At 41.7% G+C, this 26,302-nt stretch carries 22 protein-coding genes; 14 read left to right on the forward strand and 8 right to left on the reverse strand.

The window, feature by feature from the left end; genetic code table 11:
• Window positions 1–78: 78 nt before the first annotated feature.
• Complete coding sequence (locus tag NSQ49_RS24465; protein WP_251284232.1) at window positions 79–1,245, forward strand: NAD(P)/FAD-dependent oxidoreductase; 1,167 nt, start codon at window positions 79–81, stop codon at window positions 1,243–1,245.
• Window positions 1,246–1,303: 58 nt separating this feature from the next.
• On the opposite strand, the gene NSQ49_RS24470 is transcribed toward NSQ49_RS24465, so the two are convergent.
• Window positions 1,304–2,503 carry a CdaR family transcriptional regulator gene (locus NSQ49_RS24470; protein WP_159870972.1) on the reverse strand — a complete coding sequence of 400 codons (1,200 nt, stop codon included), beginning with the start codon at window positions 2,501–2,503 and terminating at the stop codon, window positions 1,304–1,306.
• Window positions 2,504–2,951: 448 nt separating this feature from the next.
• Between NSQ49_RS24470 and NSQ49_RS24475 the strand changes: the two genes are divergently transcribed.
• From NSQ49_RS24475 to NSQ49_RS24490, 4 genes are all read left to right on the forward strand, one after another.
• Complete coding sequence (locus NSQ49_RS24475) at window positions 2,952–3,152, forward strand: hypothetical protein (protein WP_251284233.1); 201 nt, start codon at window positions 2,952–2,954, stop codon at window positions 3,150–3,152.
• Between the two features lie 270 nt (window positions 3,153–3,422).
• Window positions 3,423–4,514 (forward strand): aromatic ring-hydroxylating oxygenase subunit alpha, encoded by a 1,092-nt coding sequence (locus NSQ49_RS24480; RefSeq protein ID WP_251284234.1) that lies wholly within the window; start codon window positions 3,423–3,425, stop codon window positions 4,512–4,514.
• A gap of 96 nt (window positions 4,515–4,610) precedes the next feature.
• Window positions 4,611–5,999: an amino acid permease gene (locus NSQ49_RS24485; protein WP_159871035.1), complete on the forward strand. Its 1,389-nt coding sequence runs from the start codon at window positions 4,611–4,613 to the stop codon at window positions 5,997–5,999.
• 71 nt (window positions 6,000–6,070) lie between these two features.
• Window positions 6,071–7,390 (forward strand): flavin monoamine oxidase family protein, encoded by a 1,320-nt coding sequence (locus NSQ49_RS24490; protein WP_251284235.1) that lies wholly within the window; start codon window positions 6,071–6,073, stop codon window positions 7,388–7,390.
• Window positions 7,391–7,597: 207 nt separating this feature from the next.
• Here NSQ49_RS24490 and NSQ49_RS24495 read toward each other — a convergent pair whose 3' ends face one another.
• Window positions 7,598–7,705, reverse strand: coding sequence for a MetS family NSS transporter small subunit (locus NSQ49_RS24495; protein WP_251284236.1), 108 nt, complete (start codon window positions 7,703–7,705; stop codon window positions 7,598–7,600).
• The gene (locus NSQ49_RS24500) at window positions 7,705–9,222 is read right to left on the reverse strand and encodes a sodium-dependent transporter (protein ID WP_251284237.1); all 1,518 of its coding nucleotides are present in this window, start codon (window positions 9,220–9,222) and stop codon (window positions 7,705–7,707) included. Before NSQ49_RS24500 ends, NSQ49_RS24495 begins: the two co-directional genes overlap by 1 nt.
• A gap of 403 nt (window positions 9,223–9,625) precedes the next feature.
• Between NSQ49_RS24500 and NSQ49_RS24505 the strand changes: the two genes are divergently transcribed.
• Window positions 9,626–10,909 (forward strand): NAD(P)/FAD-dependent oxidoreductase, encoded by a 1,284-nt coding sequence (locus tag NSQ49_RS24505; RefSeq protein ID WP_251284238.1) that lies wholly within the window; start codon window positions 9,626–9,628, stop codon window positions 10,907–10,909.
• Between the two features lie 77 nt (window positions 10,910–10,986).
• Window positions 10,987–11,976 (forward strand): ornithine cyclodeaminase family protein, encoded by a 990-nt coding sequence (locus tag NSQ49_RS24510; RefSeq protein ID WP_251284239.1) that lies wholly within the window; start codon window positions 10,987–10,989, stop codon window positions 11,974–11,976.
• A gap of 139 nt (window positions 11,977–12,115) precedes the next feature.
• Here NSQ49_RS24510 and NSQ49_RS24515 read toward each other — a convergent pair whose 3' ends face one another.
• The gene (locus NSQ49_RS24515; RefSeq protein WP_251284240.1) at window positions 12,116–13,285 is read right to left on the reverse strand and encodes an ROK family transcriptional regulator; all 1,170 of its coding nucleotides are present in this window, start codon (window positions 13,283–13,285) and stop codon (window positions 12,116–12,118) included.
• Between the two features lie 187 nt (window positions 13,286–13,472).
• Here NSQ49_RS24515 and xylA point away from each other — a divergent pair, with 187 nt between their 5' ends.
• The 4 genes from xylA to xylE all read left to right on the forward strand — a co-directional run bounded on the left by xylA (window position 13,473) and on the right by xylE (window position 18,957).
• The gene (gene xylA, locus NSQ49_RS24520; protein ID WP_251284241.1) at window positions 13,473–14,804 is read left to right on the forward strand and encodes a xylose isomerase; all 1,332 of its coding nucleotides are present in this window, start codon (window positions 13,473–13,475) and stop codon (window positions 14,802–14,804) included.
• A 105-nt stretch (window positions 14,805–14,909) separates the two neighbouring features.
• Complete coding sequence (xylB, locus tag NSQ49_RS24525; protein WP_251284242.1) at window positions 14,910–16,412, forward strand: xylulokinase; 1,503 nt, start codon at window positions 14,910–14,912, stop codon at window positions 16,410–16,412.
• Window positions 16,413–16,433: 21 nt separating this feature from the next.
• Complete coding sequence (locus tag NSQ49_RS24530; RefSeq protein ID WP_251284243.1) at window positions 16,434–17,471, forward strand: aldose epimerase family protein; 1,038 nt, start codon at window positions 16,434–16,436, stop codon at window positions 17,469–17,471.
• Window positions 17,472–17,556: 85 nt separating this feature from the next.
• A complete protein-coding gene (xylE, locus tag NSQ49_RS24535) occupies window positions 17,557–18,957 on the forward strand; it encodes a D-xylose transporter XylE (protein ID WP_251284244.1) in 1,401 nt (466 codons plus the stop codon).
• 36 nt (window positions 18,958–18,993) lie between these two features.
• On the opposite strand, the gene NSQ49_RS24540 is transcribed toward xylE, so the two are convergent.
• From NSQ49_RS24540 to NSQ49_RS24555, 4 genes are read right to left on the reverse strand one after another with little or no spacing between them, the layout of a single operon-like run.
• Complete coding sequence (locus NSQ49_RS24540; RefSeq protein WP_251284245.1) at window positions 18,994–19,368, reverse strand: metal-dependent transcriptional regulator; 375 nt, start codon at window positions 19,366–19,368, stop codon at window positions 18,994–18,996.
• 22 nt (window positions 19,369–19,390) lie between these two features.
• Window positions 19,391–20,329 carry a metal ABC transporter substrate-binding protein gene (locus NSQ49_RS24545; RefSeq protein WP_159871014.1) on the reverse strand — a complete coding sequence of 313 codons (939 nt, stop codon included), beginning with the start codon at window positions 20,327–20,329 and terminating at the stop codon, window positions 19,391–19,393.
• 24 nt (window positions 20,330–20,353) lie between these two features.
• Window positions 20,354–21,211 carry a metal ABC transporter permease gene (locus tag NSQ49_RS24550; protein WP_251284246.1) on the reverse strand — a complete coding sequence of 286 codons (858 nt, stop codon included), beginning with the start codon at window positions 21,209–21,211 and terminating at the stop codon, window positions 20,354–20,356.
• The gene (locus tag NSQ49_RS24555) at window positions 21,211–21,957 is read right to left on the reverse strand and encodes a metal ABC transporter ATP-binding protein (RefSeq protein WP_159871020.1); all 747 of its coding nucleotides are present in this window, start codon (window positions 21,955–21,957) and stop codon (window positions 21,211–21,213) included. The genes NSQ49_RS24550 and NSQ49_RS24555 overlap by 1 nt, the downstream gene beginning before the upstream one ends.
• 336 nt (window positions 21,958–22,293) lie before the next feature.
• On the opposite strand from NSQ49_RS24555, the gene NSQ49_RS24560 reads away from it, so the two are divergent.
• The 3 genes from NSQ49_RS24560 to NSQ49_RS24570 are packed head-to-tail and all read left to right on the forward strand — an operon-like array spanning window position 22,294 to window position 26,293.
• Window positions 22,294–22,872, forward strand: coding sequence for a glycerol-3-phosphate acyltransferase (locus NSQ49_RS24560; protein ID WP_159871023.1), 579 nt, complete (start codon window positions 22,294–22,296; stop codon window positions 22,870–22,872).
• A gap of 3 nt (window positions 22,873–22,875) precedes the next feature.
• Window positions 22,876–24,474: an aminotransferase class V-fold PLP-dependent enzyme gene (locus tag NSQ49_RS24565; protein ID WP_159871026.1), complete on the forward strand. Its 1,599-nt coding sequence runs from the start codon at window positions 22,876–22,878 to the stop codon at window positions 24,472–24,474.
• On the forward strand, window positions 24,461–26,293 hold the full coding sequence (locus NSQ49_RS24570; protein ID WP_159871029.1) for an LTA synthase family protein: 1,833 nt from the start codon (window positions 24,461–24,463) through the stop codon (window positions 26,291–26,293). The genes NSQ49_RS24565 and NSQ49_RS24570 overlap by 14 nt, the downstream gene beginning before the upstream one ends.
• Window positions 26,294–26,302 lie beyond the last annotated feature (9 nt).

Consider the following 26,302-nt stretch of genomic DNA (forward strand, 5'->3'; position numbering starts at 1 on the left):
TTTGTACATAGCATCCCAGACTGCTAATCAGTAACATTATAACTAAATAAATGCTAGAAAGAAGGGTAGGGAAGCGAATTGTCAAGCCAAGCAGATATTCTTATTATTGGCGGGGGAGTCATCGGATCAAGCATTGCTTATAATTTGTTAAATGACGGATTCACGGGTAAGATTGTGGTATTTGAGAAGGATGGGCTTTATGAGTTTGCTTCGACGCCAAGAAGCGCTGGAGGATTCAGACAGCTATATACTACCGTCATTAATATGCAGCTCAGCAAATACAGCCTTCAGATTTACAAAGATTTTTCAAAAAACATGTCCATTGACGGAGATGCAGCAGAAATTGATTTTAAGCAAAGGGGCTACTTATTTTTAGCGACTGATCAAATGATGTCCCGTTTTGAAAAACACTTAAAGCTTCAAAATCAAAACGGCATACATTCACAGCTTCTAGAAGGGCCAAGCCTGTTGAATATTATCCCGGAGCTAAATATAGACGATATTGCCGGTGGGCTGTACTGCAGTGAAAGCGGCTATTTAGATCCTTATTCTGTAATGCTGGGCTATGTCAAATATGCCAAAAAACTCGGTGCAGAATATGTTTACGATGAGGTAGATAGTTTGATTACTGAGACAGGGAAAGTGAAGGGCATCAAACTTGCTGATGGGCGGGAATATCATGCCCCTGTAGTTGTAAATTGTGCAGGGGCCTGGGCATCGATATTGGGAGATAAAGCCGGACTGCCGCTTCCTGTTGTCCCGCTTCCAAGACAAATTTTTCAATTTGATATTAAGGAGCCGCTCAAAAATTATCTCCCATTAACAATGGACCCAACAGGTGTTTATTTCCGGCATGAAGGGGAAAAATTTATATCCGGCTATGCGGAGGAAATTGAACCTGGCATCAGCTTTAAGTGGAGAAGATCTGCTTTTGAGGAACACATTTGGCCTGTGCTGGCAAACCGGATCAAGAACTTCGAGCATGCCAAGATCGAAAGAGGCTGGTCAGGACTGTATGATTTTAACACGGAAGACCATAATGCCATTCTTGGTGAGTACCCGTCAATGAAAGGCTACTATGTTGCCTTTGGCTTCAGCGGACATGGTATGCAGCAGGCTCCTGCAGTCGGTAAATGCCTGTCTGAGCTGATTCGGACGGGAAAATACGGAACACTGGACTTATCTCCATTAAGAGTGGAACGTTTTGCAGAGAAAGACCTTATTATCGAGGATGCGATTTATTAATTAAAAAAAACACCTTCGTAGGAGCCAAGCTCTTACTGAAGGTGTTTTTTGTAATTTCTTAGCGGCATGATGTCTGCATCTCTTCATAGCATTTGATGGCTGTGAAGAGCAGCATGCAATGTTCGAAGCTGCTGGTATTGAGGGAAGTAATTTCGCTTATTTTTTCCAGTCTGTAAATGATGGTGTTCCGGTGGATAAACATATTCCTTGATGCTTCACTCAAATTCATATTGTACTTGCAGAATCCAATAAAGGTGGACGATAATACCTCATAATTATCTTGCGCTCTTAAAGAAGATATCAAGTTTAAGAGCTTTTGCTTATAGTCAGAAGAAAGCTCTCTTGGCAAAAGACTCAGCATGGCTTCCCTTTCTATATACAAATTAATATGAGGATGATCTTGAAATTTCAGTCCAATATTCATTGCTTTCATTGCATTTTGGTAAGATTCATAGCATCCTTTATGGCCATTTTGAACATCTCCCACACCAATCTTTGCTGAAAAATTGTATTTAGCATTAAGGAATGAATTGATTTTTTCCAGTCTTTCACCCAAAGTTTCCAGGAAAGAATCAAATGATAGAGGAAAGGGCATGGATTTAAAAATAATGAAACGTTTGAAATCGAGAAATGACAAGATATCATTGTCATTTTCATTAAAGATTAACTTTAAAAAGCTCAGCACTTCTTTTTGAAAGTATTGAAACGAAAGATCCTCAAAAAGGTTCCGGTCACCTGAAAGAGGGTTAGTTACATCAATAATAATACAGGTCCGATTGATGGCGAGATCAAAATCGAGCAGTTTAGCATACTGGAAAATATCCTTTTTTTCTTCATGCCCAGAATCTGTATAATGAATAAGTTGATGAACCAGCATTTCTGCCATCTTATCTTTCAATTCCAGCATTTCTTTTCGGAAAGCATCCTGGCACATCATTTCCACTTGATTTTTAACAAGCTGTACATATTTTTCGACCTCTGCGGGATTGCCCACAATTCCAAGCACACCAATTACTTTATTGTTAAATTTTAAAGGAGCAGATACACCAGGAAGAATTTTTTTCTCTATTTCATTCCTGCAGACCACCGTGGTATTTTTATTAATTACGTCAAGAGAAGGACGATGAAAGATCCCAATTCTGCTTTGGTCTGTTGATCCAATAATGTATCCCTCATTATCGGTGATGCTGATTGGATACTCCAATATCTCACTGGTTTTTTCCACTATGTCCTGTGCAATATTTTCAAGGATTTTCATTCTTTTTGCTTTCCTTTCTAAACTCTTACATTTTCAAGAGATCCTCATCTGTAACTAAGTTATTATGGTGCCTAAAAGATTTCATCAATCTCTTTAGAGCGTTAATAATGAGTTGCCAGACTGGTTATGGGACTTTGTATGGATTCTCTGCATCTTTAACTTCAATAAGAGAAAGGTTTTTGTTTTTGGTTTGAAAAAATCAACAAAAAGGAGTAGATAGATACTCGCCTGCGTGATAAGCCTTAAAATAAATTCGTTCAACACTTATTGCCGCCTGATGGGAGTGCGGCTCACACCATGGAACTTCATAACGTATTCCTCCGGAAAAAGAACTCAATAAAATTTATAATATTTATAAAATATCGACAATTATATAACCTAATTTTACATTAATCTAGTAGTTTGTTCTACAATTTAGAACAACAAAAAAAGTCCGTCTTGGGGAACGATGCCACGATTATCCTTCTTAGCTATCAAGGTGCCAGAGCAGCGTTTAGCACTAACACTTTTAATCAGCCCTATTGTAATGCTTTTCTATGAACCTTCGGCATTAGATTCTGACCCTATCAAGGAAGGATTTGGGTATGGAAGGGATGACCATGGCAGCTGTCCATATGAAGTGAAATTTGCAAAAGAGGAGTCCAACTGAGTCTTCTTCATGATGGCGGGTTATAGTAGAGGAAGTATTTTTAAAGAAATAATTGCTAACCTAATGCGCGTTAATGGTGAGTTTTAATTGAGAGGTGAACTGCAGAGCTAGCACCTGCAGTTTTTTTAGACAAAAAAACCAAAAATAGTTTTTTATCATTCTCTGTTTTTTGGTCAATTTAAACATATAATTCAGAATATTTTTAATTTAAAATAAGTTTAATACACTGTTATGCACTAGATGTGATTTGTAAAAGGGAGGGCGAAATTCGTGAAAGAAGTTAGAGTCAGTACTGACATAAGTGAAGCACATACACTGCCATCGTGGATCTATACAGATCCAGAAGTTTTGGAGGCAGAAAAAAGAGAAATCTTTAGGAAGACTTGGCAATATGCAGGGCATATGAGTCAAGTCAGTAGTCCGGGAGACTATTTTACGGCTGAAGTTGCTGACCGTCCTATAATTATTAGCCGCGGACAAGATGGAGAATTGCGTGGGTTCTATAATGTATGTTCTCATCGTGCTTCCAAGCTAGTGGAAGGGGAAGGGAATAAGGCCGTTTTTACTTGTCCTTATCATGCCTGGACATACCGGACAGATGGTTCGCTCCTCAGTGCTCCGAATATGAAAGGTTGCGGGCATTTCGATCATCAGGATTTTTGTTTAAAAACGATTAAGCTGGAAATTGTGCACTCGTTTATTTTTGTCAATCTTAATCCTGATGCTGTATCAATGAAAATTCAATACCCTGATCTTTTTAAGCATGTGTCAAAATATGATCTGGATCGTTTAAACCGTGTGTCTGTAAAAGAGACCATTTGCCGTTCAAATTGGAAAATAGGAATTGATAACTATCTTGAGTGCGATCATTGTTCTATTGTTCATAAGACACTCGTTTCAAAACTGGATATGAAACAATACGAAATGACCATGTCCGATTATTATTCTTACCAGGGAACACCGTTAAAGGGGAGAAATTTGGACTTTGAGATGGGACAGGGCGGCAGATATTATTGGCTTTATCCAAATACATGGTTTTCTTTCGATCCTGGCCCGCCTAATCTCTCCATCCATCAATCTATACCAATTGATGCTAAAACTACAAAATATGTGTACACAACTTTTTTCATGGGTGATGAGGTCACAGAGGAAGAAAAAGAGCTAATGAACATGGATGAGCTTGTCAGAAAAGAAGATCTTGATATATGTGAGATGGTACAAAAAGGGATAGAGACAGGGGCTTATTCACAAGGAAGATTCTCGCTTACCGAAAATCTGGTTCACCATTTTCATTTAATGATTCAGAGAGATCTAGAAAAAGTATTGCCGCTTCCCAAAAATACTGCTGCTGCCATAGACTAAAATTTTTCACCATTTTGTAAGCGCTTACTATAAAAGCGATCTATTTTAATCTGAAAGCAGGGTGAAAATGTGAGTCAATCAAAATTAATAAGGCAAATGAAAAGCCGCCATTTATTTATGATGTCATTAGGGGGAATTATCGGGACAGGATTGTTCCTGGGGTCTGGGTATGCAATAGGAGAGGCAGGGCCCGCAGGTGCAATAATGTCATACCTTGTTGGCGGCCTTCTCATGTATTTGGCTATGGTCTGTCTGGGAGAATTGTCAGTTGTTATGCCTGTTTCAGGCTCTTTTCAGGCGCATGCGACCAAGTTTATTGGTCCCGCAACAGGTTTTGTCGTCGGATGGATCTATTGGCTGAGCTGGGCCATGTATGTCGGACTTGAATTCGTGGCAGCGGGATTGCTGATGAAAAGATGGTTTCCAGATGTTCAAACATGGATTTGGTGTGCCATTTTTATAGTTCTATTATTTTCAATCAACTCTCTTACAACGAAGGCATTTGCAGAGACAGAGTATTGGTTCGCTGGTATTAAAGTCCTGACTGTCATCTTATTTATCATTGTTGGATTAGGTGCTATTTTTGGCATTATTTCTATGGACAGCTCCCCGGCCCCTTATTTAACCAATTTCATTGGGGACGGTATGTTTCCTGCAGGCTTGGTTGGGGTCTTCATTTCAATGATGTCTGTGATCTATGCATTTCAGGGTTCAGAAATTATGGGTGTGGCTGCAGGAGAGACAGAAGAACCGGAAAAAAATATTCCAAGAGCCATCCGTACGATCGTTTTTCGAATCCTGATATTCTATGTTCTTGCTATCTTTGTTTTATCAGCCATTGTTCCATGGCAAGAAGCAGGGGTAATGGAAAGTCCGTTTGTAACCGTTTTTGATATGGTAGGCATTCCATATGCAGCGGATATTATGAACTTTGTTATCCTTACGGCCATCTTATCAGTTGGAAACACTGGTCTCTACGCCTGCACAAGAATTATGTACTCGCTTTCAGAAACAGGAATGGCTCCAAAGGTCTTTGGAAAGCTGAATAAAAGGGGTGTTCCTTCATATGCCCTATTAGTAACTCTTGGTTTTGCATTGTTATCGCTATTAACAAGTTATGTAGCAGCAGATACTTTATTTGTTGTTCTGCTGGCTGTCAGCGGATTAGGCGGCACTCTCACATGGCTAGCCATTGCTGCAGCACAAATAGGGTTCCGCAGCCAATATACTAAAAATGGAGGAAAAGTGGAGGATTTAAAATACAGGGTGCCTTTATATCCTTTTGTTCCGATCCTATGCATTGTCATGTGCCTGTCCATTTTTGCAGTTATGGCTTTTGATCCTACACAGAGAACCTCTTTATACTGGGGTCTTGGCTTTATAGCCCTTTGTTATGTGTATTATTACTTCATGTACACACGCAAAAAGATCACATTACCTATTAATGCAGAAAATGTAACCCCAGCTGTGAGAGATGAAATATAAAAATATGTAACTGCAGTTCGCCTCTAAGGCCCTGCAGTTTATTTCATGAAACTGAGAGGAGAATAAAAATTATGAATATAAAAGAATATGATGTTATTATCATAGGCGCAGGTTTTTCCGGATTGACTGCTGCAAGGGAGTTAAGTATGCTTGGCAAAAGAGTTCTAGTCCTTGAGGCTCGGGATAGACTCGGAGGCAGAACATGGGTGGATCACCGTTTAGGAGCAGACCTCGAAATGGGAGGCACATATGTTCATTGGCATCAGCCTCATGTATGGGCTGAAATAACAAGATATGGGCTCGAACTGGCTTCTGGGCCGAAAGCCGAAAAAGTGTATTGGATTACAGGCGGAAAGACGTATTCATTACCAGCGGGTGAGTTCAAAGAAAGGCTTAGAGCAACTGTTGAAAGGGTAATGAAGGAAAGCAGCAAACACATGCCATTTCCTTTTGACCCTCTTCATACTGACAGTTTTCGAAAATTGGATCATATATCTGGAGAGCAATTTTTAAAAGAAATCAATTTAACAGCAGAGGAATTTGATGTATTGCATGGCTGGATTGCATCAGATTATTGCGGTGACCCTGCAGAGGGTGCGGTTACCCAAATTTTTCGCTGGTGGGCATTTTCCCAAGGAAACTGGGATACACACAGTGCGATGGTTTCAAGTTACCGCTTAAAACAAGGAACAAGAAGGTTAATCGAAGCAATAGCTGAGGACAGTGGTGCGGAAATAAAGTTATCTGCTGTTGCTGGACGAATAGAACATAAAGATGGAGCGGTTAAAGTCTTTACGGCAAATGGAGATTGTTATGAATCTAAGGCAGTAATCGTTACAGTCCCATTAACGACTTTGAATAACATAGAGTTTGAGCCAGCGCTTTCAGAAGCTAAACGGGAGTCTTCAAGAGAGGGACAAACCTCAAAAGGAGTCAAAGTATGGGCGAAAGTGAAAGGGGAGTTAGAGGCATTCGATGCACTGGCCCCTGGCAGCTACCCTTTAAATTCAGTTCATTTGGATCGATATGTTGATGGCAATAGCATCCTCGTCGGTTTCGGGCCAAGTGCAGCGAAGCTGAATCCTAATGACAGCGAAGCGGTAGAAGCCGCATTGAAATACTGGATTCCGAATATACAAGTACTTGAGAGTACTGGCCATGACTGGGTCAATGATGAGTTTTCAAAAGAAACTTGGCCTATGCTGAAACCTAAGCAGTTAACTGCTTATCTTGAAGAATGGAACACACCAGAAGGTTCTGTGTTTTTAGCAGGAACCACATATGCAAATGGCTGGGCAGGCTTCATTGACGGTGCAATAGAGAACGGAATAGCTGTAAGCAGAAAAGTGAATAAGTATTTAATCAGCAAACATTTTGTACATGCTGAGTAAATAACTTAAAAGGTGCCAGATAAACCATCAAATGATGGTATCCGGCACCTTTTTTTATTAAAAAATGTATTAAGTTAAGATCCTCGATAACTGTCTGAGCTCCGTGTGCCATCTGCTCGAGGTCTTAAGAAAATCATTTTGCAGGCAAAAAACTGTTTCCAGCACATGTCTTAAGCATGTCCCAGGCAGGCGGATCATGTGCTTTTTTTACTTATCATCGTAGTCTGTTGTAAGGGTTCTATAAACCATATATGAAAAGCCTCCCCAGAATAAGCTCAAGGTTAAGATCATCATAATTATTGCAGATGCTGTCATTATAATTCCTCCTTGATGTCTATATTTGTAGAAATCGGAGTTTCTTGATCGTTCAGTCCTTCTTCTTTTACTGAGCTTCTTAATCTTTTATTAAATCGGAGCAGCACGAATGCAAGCAGGAAAGTAATCCCGAGCTGAAGGAATATTGTTCCGACATTGAATTCTTCAAACGGCTTCCACCAAGTGTCCGGATACCATGCCACACCTTGATATAGCCACCACCCAGTTACTATGACAAACAGAGCGGGTATTAAATATTTAATAGAATAAACCCACCATTTGTTTATCTTAATGAAGCTGACTTCATTTATTTCGTCACGCATTCTTTCGACCCCATATTTTATCGCAGCATATGCATACAGGAAGCATGAGAGCAGCAGTGCAACTCCCCAAACCCAATCCTGATTATTAAATATCTTCATATTAATGGCTGAAGGGATTCCGCCTAGAAAAATCAAAACAACAGTCAGCACGATTGCTTTGTTTCTGCGGATCCCATAGTCTGATAGGTTCCTGGTTATCAATTCCACCATTGCAACTAATGAAGTAAATGCGGCAAATGCCAATGCTCCAAAAAACGCAATGCCAAAGAAATAAGCCTGCGGCATGACACTGAGCAATTCCACCATATAAATAAAGGTTAACCCGGTATTGCCTGAACTTGTAGCCTGGGTAATATATTCCTGTGAAGGAGCTAAAGCAAAGATAGCAGGAATGATGGTTAAACCGGCAAGTAATTCGACTGAGTTGTTTCCTAGGCCTGCTGTTAACGAATTTTGGGCAATATCGTCTCGCTTTTTTGTATAAATGGCATAGGTAGCATATAATCCCCAGCCGGCCCCTACTGACCAGGCAGATTGTGATAAAGCCTGAAGCCATGTTGACGCTTTCCCAAGATATTCCCACTGTGGTGTGAACATATATGAAAGCCCTTCCATTGCACCCGGCAAGGTAATGGAACGGACAGCAGTAAAGATGAGCAAGAGGAATAAAAGTGGCAGGAAGATTTTAGACATTCTTTCAATTCCCTTTGTAATCCCTATAAAAACGACAAGTCCACAAAGGGAAGCGGCAATAAAATGGTAAATGACAGGTTCTGCTGGATGACTCGTGAAGTTTTCCCACTGAGCAGCTGAGTCAATTTTTTCTGCAAAAGTTCCCTGTAATGCTAAGATGAAATATTTAAAAGTCCAGCCAACTACTACAGAATAATAAAATGTGATTCCGGCTAAAACGATTGTGATTATAGGTCCAAACCAGGCAAATTGTTTGCCGATAAATTCTCCAAATGACCCCATTGTTCCCATTCTCGTTCTTCTTCCTATGAAGATTTCAACCATGATAAGCGGTAATGACCAGACAAATAAAAATATGGCCCAGCCAATTAGGAAAGAACCTCCGCCATGTTCAGCCACCATTCGCGGGAACCTCCAAATATTTCCCGTACCAACCGCCATTCCCATAGCAGCTAATATAAATCCGATTCTTGAACCCCAAACTACCTGGTTCTCCTTCAAATTTAACAACCCCTTTGTTATCAGGACTCAAAAGCATAGGATCTTTAATACATTAATAGGGCGCGTTCTGTATAAATAGATCGACCTTTAAGAAAACCCTCCTTCATTAATTATTAATCTATTTATTTAAAAAATTCTGTAATTTAAATATATTATCTTTGGAATTCATTATCTATGTGCAACTTTCATAAAAAATAGAGCACTTTCAAGCAGAAATTAGACTATAATTACCATATTTCCAGTTTAGCTTTAAAGTTTTTCACTAGAGAATGTAAAATACCACAAAAAATTCAGTTGAAAGTTATTTTTTATCATATATATTGTACATATTATTCGGAAAATTCTACCTATATAATTATGCTATAAATCTATCTAAATTTATTTATTAACTGGAGGGAAGGGAATGACGAAGGCTATCATTATAGGCGGAGGAATTATTGGCTTAGCATGCGCCTTTTACCTGAGGAAAGAGGGGAAGGAAGTAGTATTAATTGATAAAGGTGATCCCGGATCGGAATGTTCCAGTGGAAATATGGGATGGGTGTGCCCCAGTTTATCTGATCCCGTTCCTGCTCCCGGTCTGATTAAGTCAAGTTTGAAGTGGATGGTAAAGCGGGATAGTCCTCTATATATTAAGCCATCCATTGTCCCCTCTTTATATCCCTGGCTCAAGCAATTCTGGAGGTTTTGCAGTGAGGAATCCTACCAAAGAGGGTATACCGCATCCTTAGAATTGAGCAGAAAAACATTAAGTTTGTTCGATGACCTTGAGAAAGAGGGCAGTATCGAATTTGAAATGCATCGAAAAGGACTGCTTTTTGTCTTTTTAGATCAAAGTTATATTGATGAAAAGTTGGATTCCTATAGTATTGTTGAAAGCTACGGTTTGCCGGCTCCTGTAGCAAAAACAAAAAAAGAAGTAATGGATATGGAACCTGCCCTTGCTGGTACAGTGGCTGGTGGCGTTTATCTTCCTTCTGAACGGCATGTTAGGCCTGAGTCTCTTACCAAAGCTCTAAAAAAATGGCTTATCTCAAATGGGGCTGAGATTCTTTCTCATACAGAAGTAATCGGATTTATCCAAGAAGGGGACAATATCTCTGGAGTTAAAACGCGGAAGAAAACCATTGAGGGAGATCACTTTCTTGTCACTGCAGGAGCCTGGGCGGGACTGGTTTTAAGACAAGTGGGCATACACATCCCCATGACAGCAGGGAAAGGCTACAGCATCACCATGTCTAATCCTTCTATTCAGTTTCAGCAGCCGCTTTACTTAGGTGATTCAAGGGTGACTATTAGCCCTTTTCATGATTCTGTAAGAATTGGAGGAACCATGGAACTATCTGGCCTTAATACTAATCTGGATCAGCGTCGAATTGATAGTTTAAAGAGTTCTGCTGCTCAATATTTGAGGGAGTCTATTCACGGAGAAGAACAGGCGTGGTGCGGAATGCGGCCTATGACTCCTGATGGATTGCCTATTATTGGAAAAACACCTTCGCTGAATAATTTATTTATCGCATCCGGCCATGCAATGAGTGGAATTTCCATGGCATTATCAACTGGGAGTGTTATATGTGACCTCATAACAAAGGGAATGTCAGATATTGATTTAACTCCGTTTAGACTGGACAGGTTCTCTGCTAAGAAGGCACTTAGCACTCAAACTAAAACTGTCAATATGTAGAAATGGAAGGAGCTGCGGCGAAAAGCAATCCATTTAATATACAAATATATGAAAATTTCATATTGGAGTGATTTCCTATGTTATTGATCAATAAAGAGACCATAAAAGAATTGTATTCAATGGAAGAGTGTATTCAGGATGTTGAGAAGGCCTTTTTTTATGGTTACAGAAATAAAACTTTAACACCTGTAAGGATGTCTGTCCCGCATGCAAAATACGAAGCAGAAACATTATACATGCCTTCCTATATTGAACCGGAAAATTATACAGCCGTTAAAGTTGTAAGTATTTTCCCGCATAATTCAGGCAGGGGCAAACCGGTTCTGCAGGGAGTGATTCTGCTGACTGATGCCAGGACTGGCGAGCATGTTGCCTTAATGGATGCCAGCTACTTGACGGTTTTAAGAACCGGTGCTTCAAGTGGAGCTGCAACGAAATATTTAGCTCGGGAGGATGCGAAGGTCTGTTCAGTTTTAGGGTGTGGAGCACAAGCATATGGCCAAATTGAAGCTGTAATGTCCGTAAGGGATATTGAACACATCATTCTATATAATCGCACTTTAGACCGAGCGAAAATGTTCAAAGACGAAATTTATTCGCTGTATCCAGATTGGAGGGGGACCATTTCCATTCAAGCGGATGCCAATGCGGCTGCAGCTCAATCAGATATTGTCATCTGCAGCTCAAAAAGCTCAACACCTCTTTTTGATGGATCGGTACTGAGGGATGGAACTCATATTAACGCTATTGGTTCCTATCAGGCACATATGCAAGAGGTCGATGCTCAAACACTAATCAGGAGTAATAAAGTAGTGGTCGATACATTGGAAGGAGCCATGCACGAAGCTGGTGATCTCCTTGTTCCTCATAAAAAAGGAGATTGGAATACGGATATCATTTATGGTGAAATTGGTGAAATCGTTTGCGGGGAAAAAATTGGACGTGAAAACACAAGTGAAATAACCTTTTATAAATCTGTCGGGGTAGGATTTCTTGACACAATGGCAGCTTCTAAGGTATATAAAAAAGCTTTGAGTGAGGGGAAAGGTGACTCCTTTTCACTGTAAAAAAACATGTAACTTATTTAAGTATGACACCGGAATATTCAATTGTGAATAATCCGGTGTTTTTTTTTCGAAATTCCTAAGAAATGAGAAACTTACTTAAGTTCAGCAGGAGTTTGATCAACCGGATAAGCACCGCACCCTATTTATTCAAATGCTCCTCCAGATCCGAGTTCAAAAAGCTCTCAGTAGCATATGCTGAAGCCCCAAGTGCTGCTGAATAAATCGTTAATTCGGCAAATGTAATATTGACATTTTCCTGATTAAATCTTAAGGAACGATTCCTGACAACTTCCATAATCGACTCGGATAGTAATTCATTGGCAATGGCTAAGCGATTGCCAATGATGATTTGCTCGGGGTTGAAGGTATTGATGATATTGTTTATGCCAATACCGAGGCCACGGCCGATATGACGGAACACATCCTTTACTTCCTCATCTACTTCCGCCATGTCAATTAATGACTCCAGGTTCAGATCCTCTTGTTTGGAGTTCTTTGCCTGGTTTAGCAATGCCTGTTCAGAAGCGTACAATTCCCAGCAGCCTTTGCTGCCGCAGCTGCATTCTTTTCCATCTATATCAATGACCATATGGCCCATTTCACCTGAGAATCCTTCAGCTCCCCGGTAAAGGCTGTTTTGTAAAATAAAGCCGACACCTATCCCAATTCCAGCACTTACATAGATAAGATTTTCATAGTTTTTTCCGGCACCAAATCGCTTTTCCCCGTATGCTCCAGCGTTCGCTTCGTTGTCAATGATGACGGGAAGGTGAAACTCTGACTCAATTTCTGCTTTTAGATTAATATCTGTCCAGCCCAAGTTAGGGGCCAGCAGGATATTGCTGCCTTCTTTATTTACGATTCCTGGCACTCCAATACCGATTCCAACCACACCGTAGGGGCTGTCAGGGGCAGAGTCCACAAGGGATTGGATGACTTCTTTTATCACAAGAATGGTTTCTTCGTACCTCATGCTATTCATATGCTTCAAGTTTTCGTTCACAATATTGCCTGACAAATCAGTTATGACACCTAAAATATAATTGACCCCTAGATCGATTCCAATCGCATATCCTGCTTTCTCATTAAAGAGAAGCATTACCGGACGCCGACCGCCGCTCGATTTGCCTGGCCCTGTTTCGGAACAGATTTTTTCATCGATCAGCTCGTTCACCAATGAGGAAACGGTTCCTTTCGTCAGTCCCAAATGCTGTGAGATATCAGCCCGGGAGAGAGGGGATTGGTCGATGATCGTCTGCAGGACGCGTGATTTGTTTTTCATTTTTACAAGCTGCTGATTCCAAGTCATTATTTTCTCCTCAAATCCTCAATATCTTTGTCTAGTACAATCATATTCCATTTATACCATAATTAAAAATAAAAATAAAACTTAGTTCATTCAATAGACAAACTAAGTTTATGGTGTTAAAATCAATTTGTAATCAAATGAAAGCGATAACACACAGAAAAATCTGTAAAAACTGGAGGAATGAAAAATGAACTATTTCGAAAATGTAAGCGGAGTTAAATACGAAGGTCCAGATTCTACTAATCCATTGTCTTTTAAATATTATAATCCTGAAGAAATGATCAACGGCAAGAAAATGGAAGACCTAATGCGTTTTGCCGTTTCATACTGGCATACGTTTACGGCGGAAGGAAATGACCCTTTCGGAGAAGGTACGATGATTCGTTCATATGACAGATTTTCCGGAATGGATTTGGCGAAGGCACGTGTCGAAGCTTCCTTTGAATTCTATGAAAAACTGAATGTTCCTTTCTTCTGCTTCCATGATGCTGATATTGCACCTGAAGGCGATTCATTAAGAGAAACGTTTAAGAATTTAGATGTAATTACCGGTATGATTAAGGACTACATGAAATCCAGCAAAACAAAGCTACTATGGAATACCGCTAATATGTTCTCACATCCGCGCTGGCTGCACGGTGCTGCGACAGCTCCAAATGCTGATGTATTCGCTTATGCTGCAGCAAAGGTGAAAAAGGGACTTGAGATCGGCAAGGAGCTTGGCGCTGAAAACTATGTATTCTGGGGCGGCCGCGAAGGTTACGAAACATTGCTGAATACAAATATGAAGCTTGAACAGGATAATCTTGCGCGTTTCTTCCATATGGCCATCGATTATGCAAATGAAATTGGATTTGATGCACAATTCCTGATCGAGCCAAAGCCGAAGGAGCCAACTAAGCATCAATATGATTTTGATGTGGCTACCAGCTTAGCATTCTTGCAATCTTACGGTTTAAAAGACTACTTTAAATTTAATATTGAAGCTAACCATGCGACACTTGCCGGTCATACATTTGAGCATGAACTGCACACAGCACGCATCAATGGCATGCTTGGTTCAGTGGATGCCAACCAGGGAGATACTCTGCTCGGATGGGATACGGACGAATTCCCGACAGACATCTACTCAACCACACTGGCAATGGTTGAAATCCTTAAAAATGACGGTCTTGGAACAGGCGGCCTGAACTTTGATGCGAAGGTGCGAAGAGGTTCATTTGATCCTGAGGACCTGTTCTATGCTCATATCGCTGGAATGGATGCCTTTGCGGTTGGTGCAAAAGTGGCTCAGCGTTTAATTGATGATAAAGTATTAGACAACTTCATTACTGACAGATACAGCAGCTACACAGAAGGCATTGGCCTTGACATTGTTGAAGGAAAAACAGACTTCCATAAACTTGAGAAATATGCGCTTGGACTTGAAAAGATCGAAAACAAATCCGGAAGACAGGAACAGTTAAAAGCGATTTTAAATAAATACATTCTTGAAGCCTATGCGAGTGTAAAAGCATAAGAGATTGATAGAAAAAGGTAAATGTACTGGGGTTCCGATATGGTCCCAGTACATTTTTAAAAATACAGCTTAGCATACATTTCATTATCTAAAGGATGATCAATCATGAAATATGTAATCGGGGTTGACCTTGGCACGAGCTCGGTAAAAGTACTACTAATGAATCAAAAGGGAGAAGTTTGCAGCGAAGTCTCCAAATCCTATCCCCTCATTCATGAAAAGTCAGGCTTCAGTGAACAGGATCCGGCCGAATGGATTGATAAAACAGTCGAAGCTCTTAGAGAGCTTACTGGCCAGTTCGCAGGAAGAGCTGAAGATATAGAGGGAATTAGTTTTTCAGGCCAAATGCACGGCCTTGTCCTTCTGGATGAAGAGAATAGGGTGTTGCGCAATGCAATCCTCTGGAATGATACCCGCACGACAGAGCAGTGTAATCAGATTTATGAGATGGCCGGTGAGGAGCGTCTCCTGGAAATTACTAAAAATCCGGCGCTGGAAGGCTTCACATTGCCTAAATTGCTATGGGTGAAGCAGCATGAGGCGGAACTATTCGAAAAAGCAGCTGTCTTTATGCTCCCTAAAGATTATCTCCGTTTTAAACTGACCGGAAAGATTCATAGTGAATATAGCGATGCAGCGGGCACCTTGCTCCTTGATGTTGGCGAGAAAATGTGGAGTGAGGAGATGTACAGGCTAACCGGAATAGATGTGGATATTTGTCCTCCACTTGTTGAATCCCATGAATTTGTAGGGTCGCTAAAGCCAGAAATTGCTGAGGAGACCGGGTTATCTCCTGAAACAAAGGTATTTGCAGGCGGAGCTGACAATGCCTGCGGTGCGATCGGTTCAGGAATTCTTTCTGAAGGCAAGACCTTGTGCAGCATTGGCACTTCCGGAGTTGTTTTATCTTATGAAGAACAGAATGACAAGGATTTTCAGGGGAAGGTCCATTATTTTAACCATGGTGAAGAAAATGCCTACTACACAATGGGGGTAACCCTTGCTGCTGGACATAGTTTGAGCTGGTTCAAAGATACATTTGCCGAAACGGAATCATTTGATTCCCTGCTGTCTGGTGTAAGCGACGTTCCCATTGGATCAAACGGTCTTTTGTTTACACCTTATCTGGCCGGTGAGCGAACGCCACATGCGGATTCACAAATTCGTGGCAGCTTTATCGGCATGGACTCTTCTCATAATCGGAACGACTTTGTCCGCTCGGTTATTGAAGGAATTACTTTTTCATTAAATGAATCGATTGAGATTTTCAGAGAAAGCGGAAAGCTGATCGATACCGTCATTTCTATCGGCGGAGGAGCCAAAAGTGATGCCTGGCTGCAAATACAGGCTGATATTTTCAACAGCACCATTGTTAAACTTTCAAGTGAGCAGGGCCCTGCTGTAGGTGCGGCTATGCTTGCGGCATACGGATGCCGATGGTACGAATCTCTTGAAGCTTGTGCAAATGAGTTCATCACATACGAAAAAACGTATTCGCCGATACCTGAAAATGTTAAGAATTATCAGGAGCTTTTCCAGTTATACAAACAAGTTTATGCAGAGACCAGGAAGCTGAATGAGAGTCTGGCCGGATTTAGGAAAAAGTAAGCGGACTTGAGGGAGACTTACATGAACATAACGGAGAGTATCTTTGGAAACTTGAATGGAAAGCGTATTAAATCTTATACCATCAGCAATGACCATGGAATGAGTGTAACGTGTATCGAATACGGGGGAATCATCACGGATATTTCGGTTCCTGATCGTGAAGGAACGATAGAGAATGTAGTCCTTGGGTTTGACACACTTGAAGAGTATATCAATCATTCACCATTTTTCGGTGCTATTATCGGAAGAGTGGCCGGTAGGATAGCGGGATCTGCTTTTACTCTTGATGGGACTGATTATGAGCTGCCAAAGAATGATGGCGAACATCAGCTTCATGGAGGCAGCGGCGGCTTTTACAATGTCATTTGGGAATCGGCCGCCAAAAAGAGCCTGAATGAAGCGAGCGTCCAGTTCTTCTATAGAAGCCCGGATGGAGAAGAAGGGTATCCCGGTACACTTGAGGTGATGGTAAACTATACTCTGAACAATGAGAATGAACTTATCATAAGCTATGAAGCAGTATCTGATAAAAAAACGGTCATTGACTTGACTAACCATACTTATTTTAACCTGAGCGGAAATTTAAAAAGGGACATCCTTGACCATGAGGTGTCCATAAACAGTGATCACTTTCTCGAGCTTGATGAAACCCTGATTCCGACCGGAAAATTCATCCCTGTTCGAAATACTCCGTTTGATTTCAGAGCAGGGAAGAAAATTAAAGAGGGTGTAGAGTCTTGCCATCAGCAGAATCTGCTCGTGGGCGGTGGGTATGATCATCCCTTTCAATTAAACTCAGGTGAATTGACGCTAGTGGATTTTGAAAGCGGGCGAAAACTGGCAGTGACAACGGACAGGCCGAGTGTTGTTTTGTATACATCGAACATGCTTGGAAACGATTTTCAAATTAGAGGCGTGCAGTCCAAAAAGCATTTGGGACTGTGCCTCGAAACGCAATGTCTGCCTGATGCTGTTCACCATGAACATTTTCCTTCTATTGTATTGGAGAAAAATGAAGTCTTCAAAACAACGACCAGTTATAAGTTTCTCGTTGTTTAATAACCAGCAGAAAGGAGTATAGACAGATTTGAGTAACAGGTAAAAATGTAAGCGTTCTATTTTATTCAAATCTGTCTTACACACTATGAAACAGAATCGGAACTCACTATATATTGGTTCACTTACATTGGTTGCTGCGATCGGCGGTTTGCTCTTTGGATATGATACGGCTGTTATTTCAGGGGCTGAAAAGTCATTAGAAATTTATTTGATTAAAAGCTTGGGATTAGGATCGCTGGCACATGGGGCGACAACCTCCAGTGCATTAATTGGCTGCATTATTGGCGGTTTGATATCCGGTTATTTTGCGTCAAAGTTTGGGCGTAAAAAGTCACTGATTGCTGCCGCTGTCCTATTCTTCTTATCTGCTTTAGGTTCTGCTTTTCCTGAATTTTTATTTTTCACTAAAGGGGAGCCGACTATTTCTTTATTGCTGACCTTTAATCTTTACCGCATTATTGGCGGAATAGGGGTTGGCCTGGCGTCAGCCGTTGTTCCTATGTATATCGGTGAAATTGCCCCTGCCGATATCCGCGGACGCCTGGTTTCATTTAATCAGTTTATGATCATTTTCGGAATGCTTGTCGTGTACTTTGTCAACTGGGGCATTGCCAGTGGCCGGCCATTGGAGTGGATCAATGATATTGGCTGGAGGTATATGTTTGCTTCAGAAGCGATTCCGGCACTTGCCTTTGGTCTTCTCCTGCTTTTGGTTCCGGAAACCCCCCGGTACCTGGCCATTAAAAACCAGGATAATAAAGCGCTGGATGTACTGACGAAAATTAACGGGGCAGCTGAGGCTAAAACGATCCTGGGAGAAATCAAAAAATCAGTCAGAGCCTCTGCCAATCTTCCGGCAGAAAAGCTGTTTGCTTATGGAAAATTAGTGATTGTTATTGGAATAATGCTGTCTGTATTCCAGCAATTTGTCGGAATTAATGTGGCCCTCTATTATGCACCTCGTATTTTTGAAAGCATGGGAGCGGCAAAGGATGCGTCCATGCTGCAGACGATTGTTATGGGTGTCATCAATGTCGTCTTTACAGTCGTGGCTATTTTAACGGTAGATAAATGGGGGCGCAAGCCATTATTAATCACAGGATCCATTGGCATGGCGATCGGGATGTTCGGCGTTGCAGGGATGGCCTTCTCCAATATCATTGGAATAGGCACGCTTATTTTCATTATTATTTACACAGCATCCTTCATGATGTCATGGGGTCCAATTTGCTGGGTATTGATCTCGGAAATATTCCCGAACAAAATCCGCGGACAGGCTGTTGCAGTCGCTGTAGCAGCACAATGGGCTGCCAACTATTTCATTTCATCCACTTATCCGATGATGATGGAATTCAGCGGCGGCTTAACGTACGGCTTCTATGGATTGATGAGTGTTCTGTCAGCAATCTTTGTCTGGAAGTTTGTACCGGAAACAAAAGGGAAGACCCTTGAGAACATGGAAAACATGTGGAAAAAGACGGCCTGATAGACAAAAAACGCTTGAAAGTGTTCACTGAATACTTCAAGCGTTTTTCTTATGTTCTTCTATAAATTTCTTAATTTTTTCAATAACTTCTGTTTCCATATGCATTTCAACTTCACTGACCTTATTTCGGATCAGTTTGTCTTCAACGCCAATTAATTGGTAAAACTCCATTAAAACCAGATGATGCTCGAACAGCTTTTTGCCCATTTCTTTTCCCAGTTTTGTCAGAGTAACGGTTCCATAGGGCTGAAAGTATATGTAACCGTCCTCTCTAAGCTTTCCGGCCATTTTGGATGCTGCTGAGGCGGTGACCTTTAATACCTTGGCAAGGCCGGAAATGGTTGCATGCCCATGGGCTTCCTGTAAGATATAAATTTCAAGAATATATCTTTTAATACGAATGGGGATCACATGTTTCACCTGCTTGCTGGAATTACTTCGTCAAGCCTTCTTTAATGGTTTTAATATTCCATTCCATCATCGAGATGTACGTATCTCCGTCTTCACCCGGTTTTGCCAGAGAGTCGGTAAACACTTTTCCCATGATCGGTACATTGGTTTCATCGGATACAGCTTCCATGCTTCTGGCGTCAATGCTGGTTTCCAGGAACAATCCTGTAATGCCTTTTTCATTGATGATATCTACAATTCTTGTAATTTGTTCTGGTGTTCCCTGGTTTTCCTGGTTGATTTCCCAGATGTATTCTGCCTGGAAACCGTAGGCTTCGCTGAAATATTTAAATGCACCTTCACTTGTGACGAGAACCCGTTCGTTTTCAGGAATTTTATTAAATTGTTCGACTGCTTCATCATGCAGCTTCTGAAGCTTTGCGATATATTCTTCCGCGTTCTTTTCGTAAACTTCTTTATTGTCTGGATCTACTTTTATAAGTCCATCTCTGGCATTTTCCGCATATTTGATCCCATTACGGATGTCGAGCCATGCATGAGGGTCTTCTTCACTTTCTTTTCCCTTTGTTGTTAAGTGTCTGGCATCAACACCTTTGCTCATCAGGAAGACCGGCGCATCTTCACCGTCTTTTCCGGCGGTTTCCATAAGCTTGTTAAACCATGAGTTCCCGGCTTCGAGATTCAGGCCGTTATAAAATACAGCATCAGCATCCGTTGTTTTTTGCACATCCTCAGGAAGCGGGTCATATTCATGGGGATTGGAGCCGATAGGAGCCAGGCTATGAATCTCAACCAAATCCCCGCCTACATTTTTTACAATGTCATACACAATTGAATAGGTAGTGACAACCTGTATTTTTCCATCTGAATTGGCTGTGGTGCTCTTTTCGCTGCTGCAGGCTGACAAAAATGACAGGAATAGAAGGGATGCAGCCAGCAGTATGAAGCTTTTTTTTAACATTGGGATAACCTCCTAAATTTTTTATCACACTAATGAAGCTCTCTTTTTCTTTACCTTCAGCGTTTTCCAGATTAGCCCATGCTTAGGGGAGAATAAGAAAACGAGAATGAAAATACCGGTGGAAGATATGACAATCGTTGCCCCAGAAGCTAAGTTATAGGTGAAGCTAAAGTAAAGCCCTGTGATGGATGAAATCACCCCAATGCCGGACGCCAGGAAGATCATTACCCACAGCCGCTCGGTTAACAGATAAGCTGCCGCAGCCGGGGTAATCAGCATTGCAACCACGAGCACTATTCCTACTGTTTGGAGGGATGCGACAGTTACCATTGTTAAAAGAGTCATCAGGAAATAATGAATAAAACGGACAGGCAGACCGTAAGCTGCGCCCATTGTCGGGTCAAATGATGTGACCAATAACTCCTTGTAAAAAAGGTAAACAGCCCCCAATACAATCAGACTGATGGCAAGTGTAATCCACATATCGGATGATCTTACGGCCAGTACATTCCCGAATAAAATATGATACAAATCTGTACTGCTTTTCAGCATCGTAATAATGATGATTCCTGAAGCAAAGGCAGCAGTGAACATAATGCCAATGGACGTATCATGCTTTATCCGGCTGTTTTGCGAGACGAACCCGATAGCGATCGCCGTGATGACACCGCTGATTACAGCCCCGAAGAAGAAGTTAACACCGAGCATATACGATATTGCGACACCTGGAAGGACGGCATGTGAAATGGCATCCCCCATGAGGGCCATTCCTCTCAGGATAATAAAACAGCCAATCACTCCGCAGATAATTCCGACCATAATCGAGGTTAATAGCGCCTTTTGCAGAAAACCATATTGCATTACCGCTTCGATAAAAGCCATTATAATGACACCCCAATCTCTTTCATAAATGCAAATTGCCCCTGATAGGCTTTTGCAATTACTTCCGGTTTAAAGACCTCTTCAACCGTCCCGAAGCTGATCAATTCCTTATTCAGCAGGATTAACTGATTGAAATAATCGTTCGCCTTGCTTAAATCATGGTGGACGACTATCACCGTTTTTCCCTGACTGCACAGCTCCTTCAAAATGTTCACAATCGTTTCCTCGCTCGATACGTCGACCCCGACAAACGGCTCATCGAGGAAAAACAGTTCCGCTTTCTGGGCAAGGGCTCTCGCAAGAAAAACTCTCTGCTGCTGGCCGCCTGACAGTTCGCCGATTTGTCTTTTGCTGAAGTCCTGCATGCCGACCCGCTGAAGGCATTCCATGGCCCATTCTTTATCCTTCTTCTTCGGCCGGCGGAACAGTTTTAGATGGGGGTAGGTCCCAATCAGAACGGCATCCAGAACCGTGATGGGGAAATCCCAGTCTATGTCATTCCGCTGCGGGACATAGGCGATGCTTTTGCGTACTTCCGTGATGGGTCTTCCCAGCACTTTAACTGCGCCTTTATCCTTTGGTATGAGATTAAGCATGGCTTTTAGAAAAGTTGATTTACCTGCGCCATTCGGACCGATGATGCCCACCAGATTGCCGGTATCTACCGATAAGCTGACTCCTGTGACCGCTTCATTTCCAAAATAGGAGACATGCAAATCCTGTATGCTGATCGCTGGATCCTTCATTTTTTATCCTCCTGTATTTTCCAAATTTAAACATATTCAAATTAATTGTCATAACGCAATTTAACGTCATATGGACAAGATTTATGGATATATTAAAAAGTTTTGCCTTAATGCAAATTATATGCGAATGCTAAACAATGTCAACACAAAAATTTATTATTACTGAAAATTTAGAGATGCCATAAAATAGCGATTTATGATTTATGACTCTGGTATATTGATTGTTTAATGGTAAAATTAGGTGAGATTCAAGAAAAAACTGATTGTAAATTTGTAAGTATATGAAACTTTTTACCCTTTTTGATCGTTTAATTAGTAGAGGCGGGGTAGGTGTATATGATCGATGATGTTTGGTCCGCTCTGATCGTTATGATTCTTTCATACGCATTGGGGTGTATAACAGGAGCTTATTATGTGGTTAAATATTTAGCGAAAGAGGATATAAGGTATATAGGGAGCGGGAATGCAGGAGCTACGAATGCCGGAAGAGCGCTCGGGAAGAGCGGGTTTTTGCTGACCATTGCAGTGGATGCGGGAAAGACCTGGGGAGCATTATATGCAGCTGGACTCTTTTTTGAGGGTGATGCTGTATTCATTCTTAGCGCTGTTTGCGTTTTGCTGGGCCATCTTTTTCCTATTCAGATCGGTTTTCGCGGCGGAAAAGGAGTGGTTGTCTATCTGGCTTCTGCCTTGTTTATGGAGCCGCTAACGATTGCCATCATGGCTGCCGTAATGGGAATCATGTACGCAGTTATTCGGAAATATACATTATCCGGTTTAATCTCCATATCTTCTATTCCCATTGCAGCATGGATGATTGGGGATTCATTCATTATTGCGGCAGGCCTGTCTGTGATGCTAATTATCGTTCTGCTTTCCCATACAAATTTCATCATGCCTAAACATAGGAGGTAAACTATGAATATTATCTGCAAAATCGCAGCTGAACCTGATGAATTTAAACAAATCCATCAGCTGAACTATCAGACATTTGTGGAAGAAATTCCGCAGCATAAGCAAAATGAAAATCAGGAATTAATAGATAAATTCCATGAAGAAAATACATATGTGATTGCCAAGGCTGGCAATGAAGTGGCAGGAATGATCGCCATCCGTGCGAAAAGGCCGTTTTCGCTAGACTATAAACTTCCCAATCTCGAAGAATACTTGCCTGTTAAAGGGGAATTTTGCGAGGTACGCCTGCTGTCAGTCAAGAAAGAATACCGCAGCAGCCGAGTCTTTTATCAGCTTTGTGAAAAGCTTGTTGAGCTTTGTCTTGAACAAAATTATACGATGGCACTGATATCTGGGACTGTGAGGCAGCTGAAATTATATAAGCGGATCGGCTTTTTGCCGTTTGGCCCTCTGACAGGAGAAGAAGGAGCCCAGTTTCAGCCCATGTACTTAACAAAAGAGAATTTCGAACGTTCCACAAAGGTCTTTAAACGCTTAATGGCCAGAAACTCTGAGCACTCTTTTTTACCTGGACCGGTTCCTATTCATGAGAATGTGAAAAGAGCTTTTGCCAAGGAAGCCGTCTCTCATCGCAATCATGATTTTATCCAGGGCTTGAAGGAGCTGCGTGCACAATTATGCAGTATGACCGGTGCCTCCTGCGCGCAGGTAATTGTTGGGACCGGAACACTATCCAACGATCTTGTCGCTGCCCAGCTGAAAAACTTGGAGGGGAATGGGCTGATCCTGGCCAATGGTGAATTTGGCTATCGTCTCATTGATCACGCCAGAAGATTTCAGTTATCTTTTCAGACGATTGAAAAGGACTGGAATGAGCCGATTCAGCATGAAGAAATTGCCTTCATGCTGAAAGAAAATCTTTCTATAAAATGGGTCTGGACTGTCCACTGTGAAACCTCGACCGGATATTTATTTGATATCAGCGGAATTCAAGAAATATGTGAGAAGCATGGTGCCGAGCTTTGCGTGGACGCATGCAGTACAGCAGGGATCGTTCCGCTTAATCTTGAGAAAATTTATATGGCATCCACTGTAAGCGGAAAAGGATTTGGCTCATATCCTGGCCTTGCGATCGTGTTCCATAGAGACAGATTTAAGGGGAATAGAAGTGTTCCCAGATACCTGGATTTAAAGATGTATGAGGACCATGAAAGCATCCCATACACCCATTCTTCCAATCTGGTTAACGCATTAAAAGAGAGTGTAAAGCTGATAGATTATGAGAAAATAGCACGAATATCTGTAAAAGTTAGAGAAGTACTGGAGGAGAAGGGCTTCACCGTTCTGGGCGGGGACGATTATTCACCGGGCATCCTTACTGTCCATTTGCCGGAGGGCATATCCAGCAGGGAATTTGGCGACTTATGCAGACAGAAAGGCATCCTTTTAAGCTATGAAAGCGGGTACCTGCTTGAAAGGAATTGGGTTCAGGTGGCACTTATGGGGGCACAGGAAGAAGAGAAGGTCATGACAGCTATCGAAATGATGGCAGACATAATTAAAAAACAGTCTGAAAAGCGGTATGATTATGAAGCTATTTAACAAGCTTTCACCGATTACGGCTGCCGTCATCCTGATCTGGATCAAGACAGTTGCTGTCTCCTTTATTGGATTCAATATGCACCCTGAGAACTGGACCGATGTTTTATTTATGACTTTAAGCCCGATTGGTGCCATCATGGTCATTCTCGGAATCCCTTTCTATTTTAAGCGGAAGGTCAAACCGGGAGCAATTTTTGCAGTGATGGCCGTTCTGACCGGCATTCTTTTTGGCGATCTTCTATATTATCGTTTCTATACAGATTTTGTAACCGTTCCGATCCTTTTTCAGTTCAAAAATGTTGGAGGGATTGGACCGAGTACTTTTGAATTGATTAGTCCATGGGATCTTCTGTTATTGGTGGATCTGGCTATTTTTTGGCTGTTTTATGTAAAAAGGAAATCAGGAGGCGTGAAGGCTGAAAATAAATCAAAAAGGCTTTACGGTGCAGTCAGTCTAATGTTTGTTCTGATCACCATTACTCTCGGGATGGTGAAGGTGCCTCATTTATTCTCGGAATCCTATAATCGCCAGCAGCTTGTGAAGCATATTGGCTTGTATCAGTATCATCTTTATGATATCGGCATTGCTGCTGCAACCCCGCTTAACCGCGTTTTTGCGAGCGCGACCGACGCTAAGGCTTCGGCTGATTATGTTCAATCCCACGAAGAAAAGCAATCGGATTACTTTGGTGCCGCAAAAGGGATGAATGTCGTTCTGATCAGCATGGAGTCCACGCAGAATTTTGTGATCAACCAGAAGGTGAACGGCCAGGAAATAACCCCTTTCCTTAATTCCCTGATAGAAGACAGCTTCTATTTCAGCCGGATCTATGATCAGACAGCACAGGGCAAGACGTCCGATTCGGAATTCATGGTAGATACAGGCTTATATCCGTTGTCGAGCGGCTCGGCATTTGTCCGAAAACCTGGCAATACCTATCGGAGCCTGCCCCATATTTTAGCCGAGAAGGACTACTACTCAGCCGTTTTCCACGGGAATGACGCTTCATTCTGGAACCGGGAGACCATGTATGATTCTTTAGGCTATAATCGTTATTTCTCAAAAGCAGATTATATGGTCAGTGCTGAGAACTCTGTGAATTACGGGATTAAGGATATCCCATTTTTCCAGCAATCCATTCAGCATCTGGAGGAACTGCAAAAGCCTTTCTATGCAAGGTTTATTACATTAACAAACCATTTTCCGTTTTTGCTGGAGGAGGAAGATCAGTTTATCTCTGAGGCCAATACCAGTGAAACAGTGGTCAACCGCTATGTCACAACCGTCAGATACCAGGATGAAGCCATTAAAACGTTCTTCCAGGATTTAAAAAAGAGCGGACTCTATGAAAATACAATGTTCGTCCTGTACGGCGACCATTATGGCATCTCAGACAAATATGAGCATGGCGTGATTGAGCTGCTGGGCCAGGAAGATACGATGGTGAACCGCATGAAGCTGCAGAGTGTGCCGCTGATTATTCATGTGCCGGGTCTTGAGGGCGGTAAAACGTTCTCCAATGTTGGCGGAGAAATCGATATCAGGGCAACCATTCTTCACCTGCTCGGCATAAGTGCTGAAGATAATTTCAGCTTCGGACAGAACCTGTTTACCAGGGATCCCCAGCATCCTGTTACCTTCCGGGATGGAAGTTTCATAGCTGAAGAGTATTTATACAAATCCGGAAAATGCTATAAAACCGAATCGGAAGAAGAAACAGATATTACGGGCTGTGAACCCTTAATGGATATCTCCAGAAAAGAACTTGGATTCTCCGATGATATTGTACATGGGGACTTAATGAGATTTATGGAGTAATTTTTGGAG

The organism is Cytobacillus sp. FSL R5-0377 (assembly GCF_038004385.1).
GTDB lineage: Bacteria > Bacillota > Bacilli > Bacillales > Cytobacillaceae > Cytobacillus.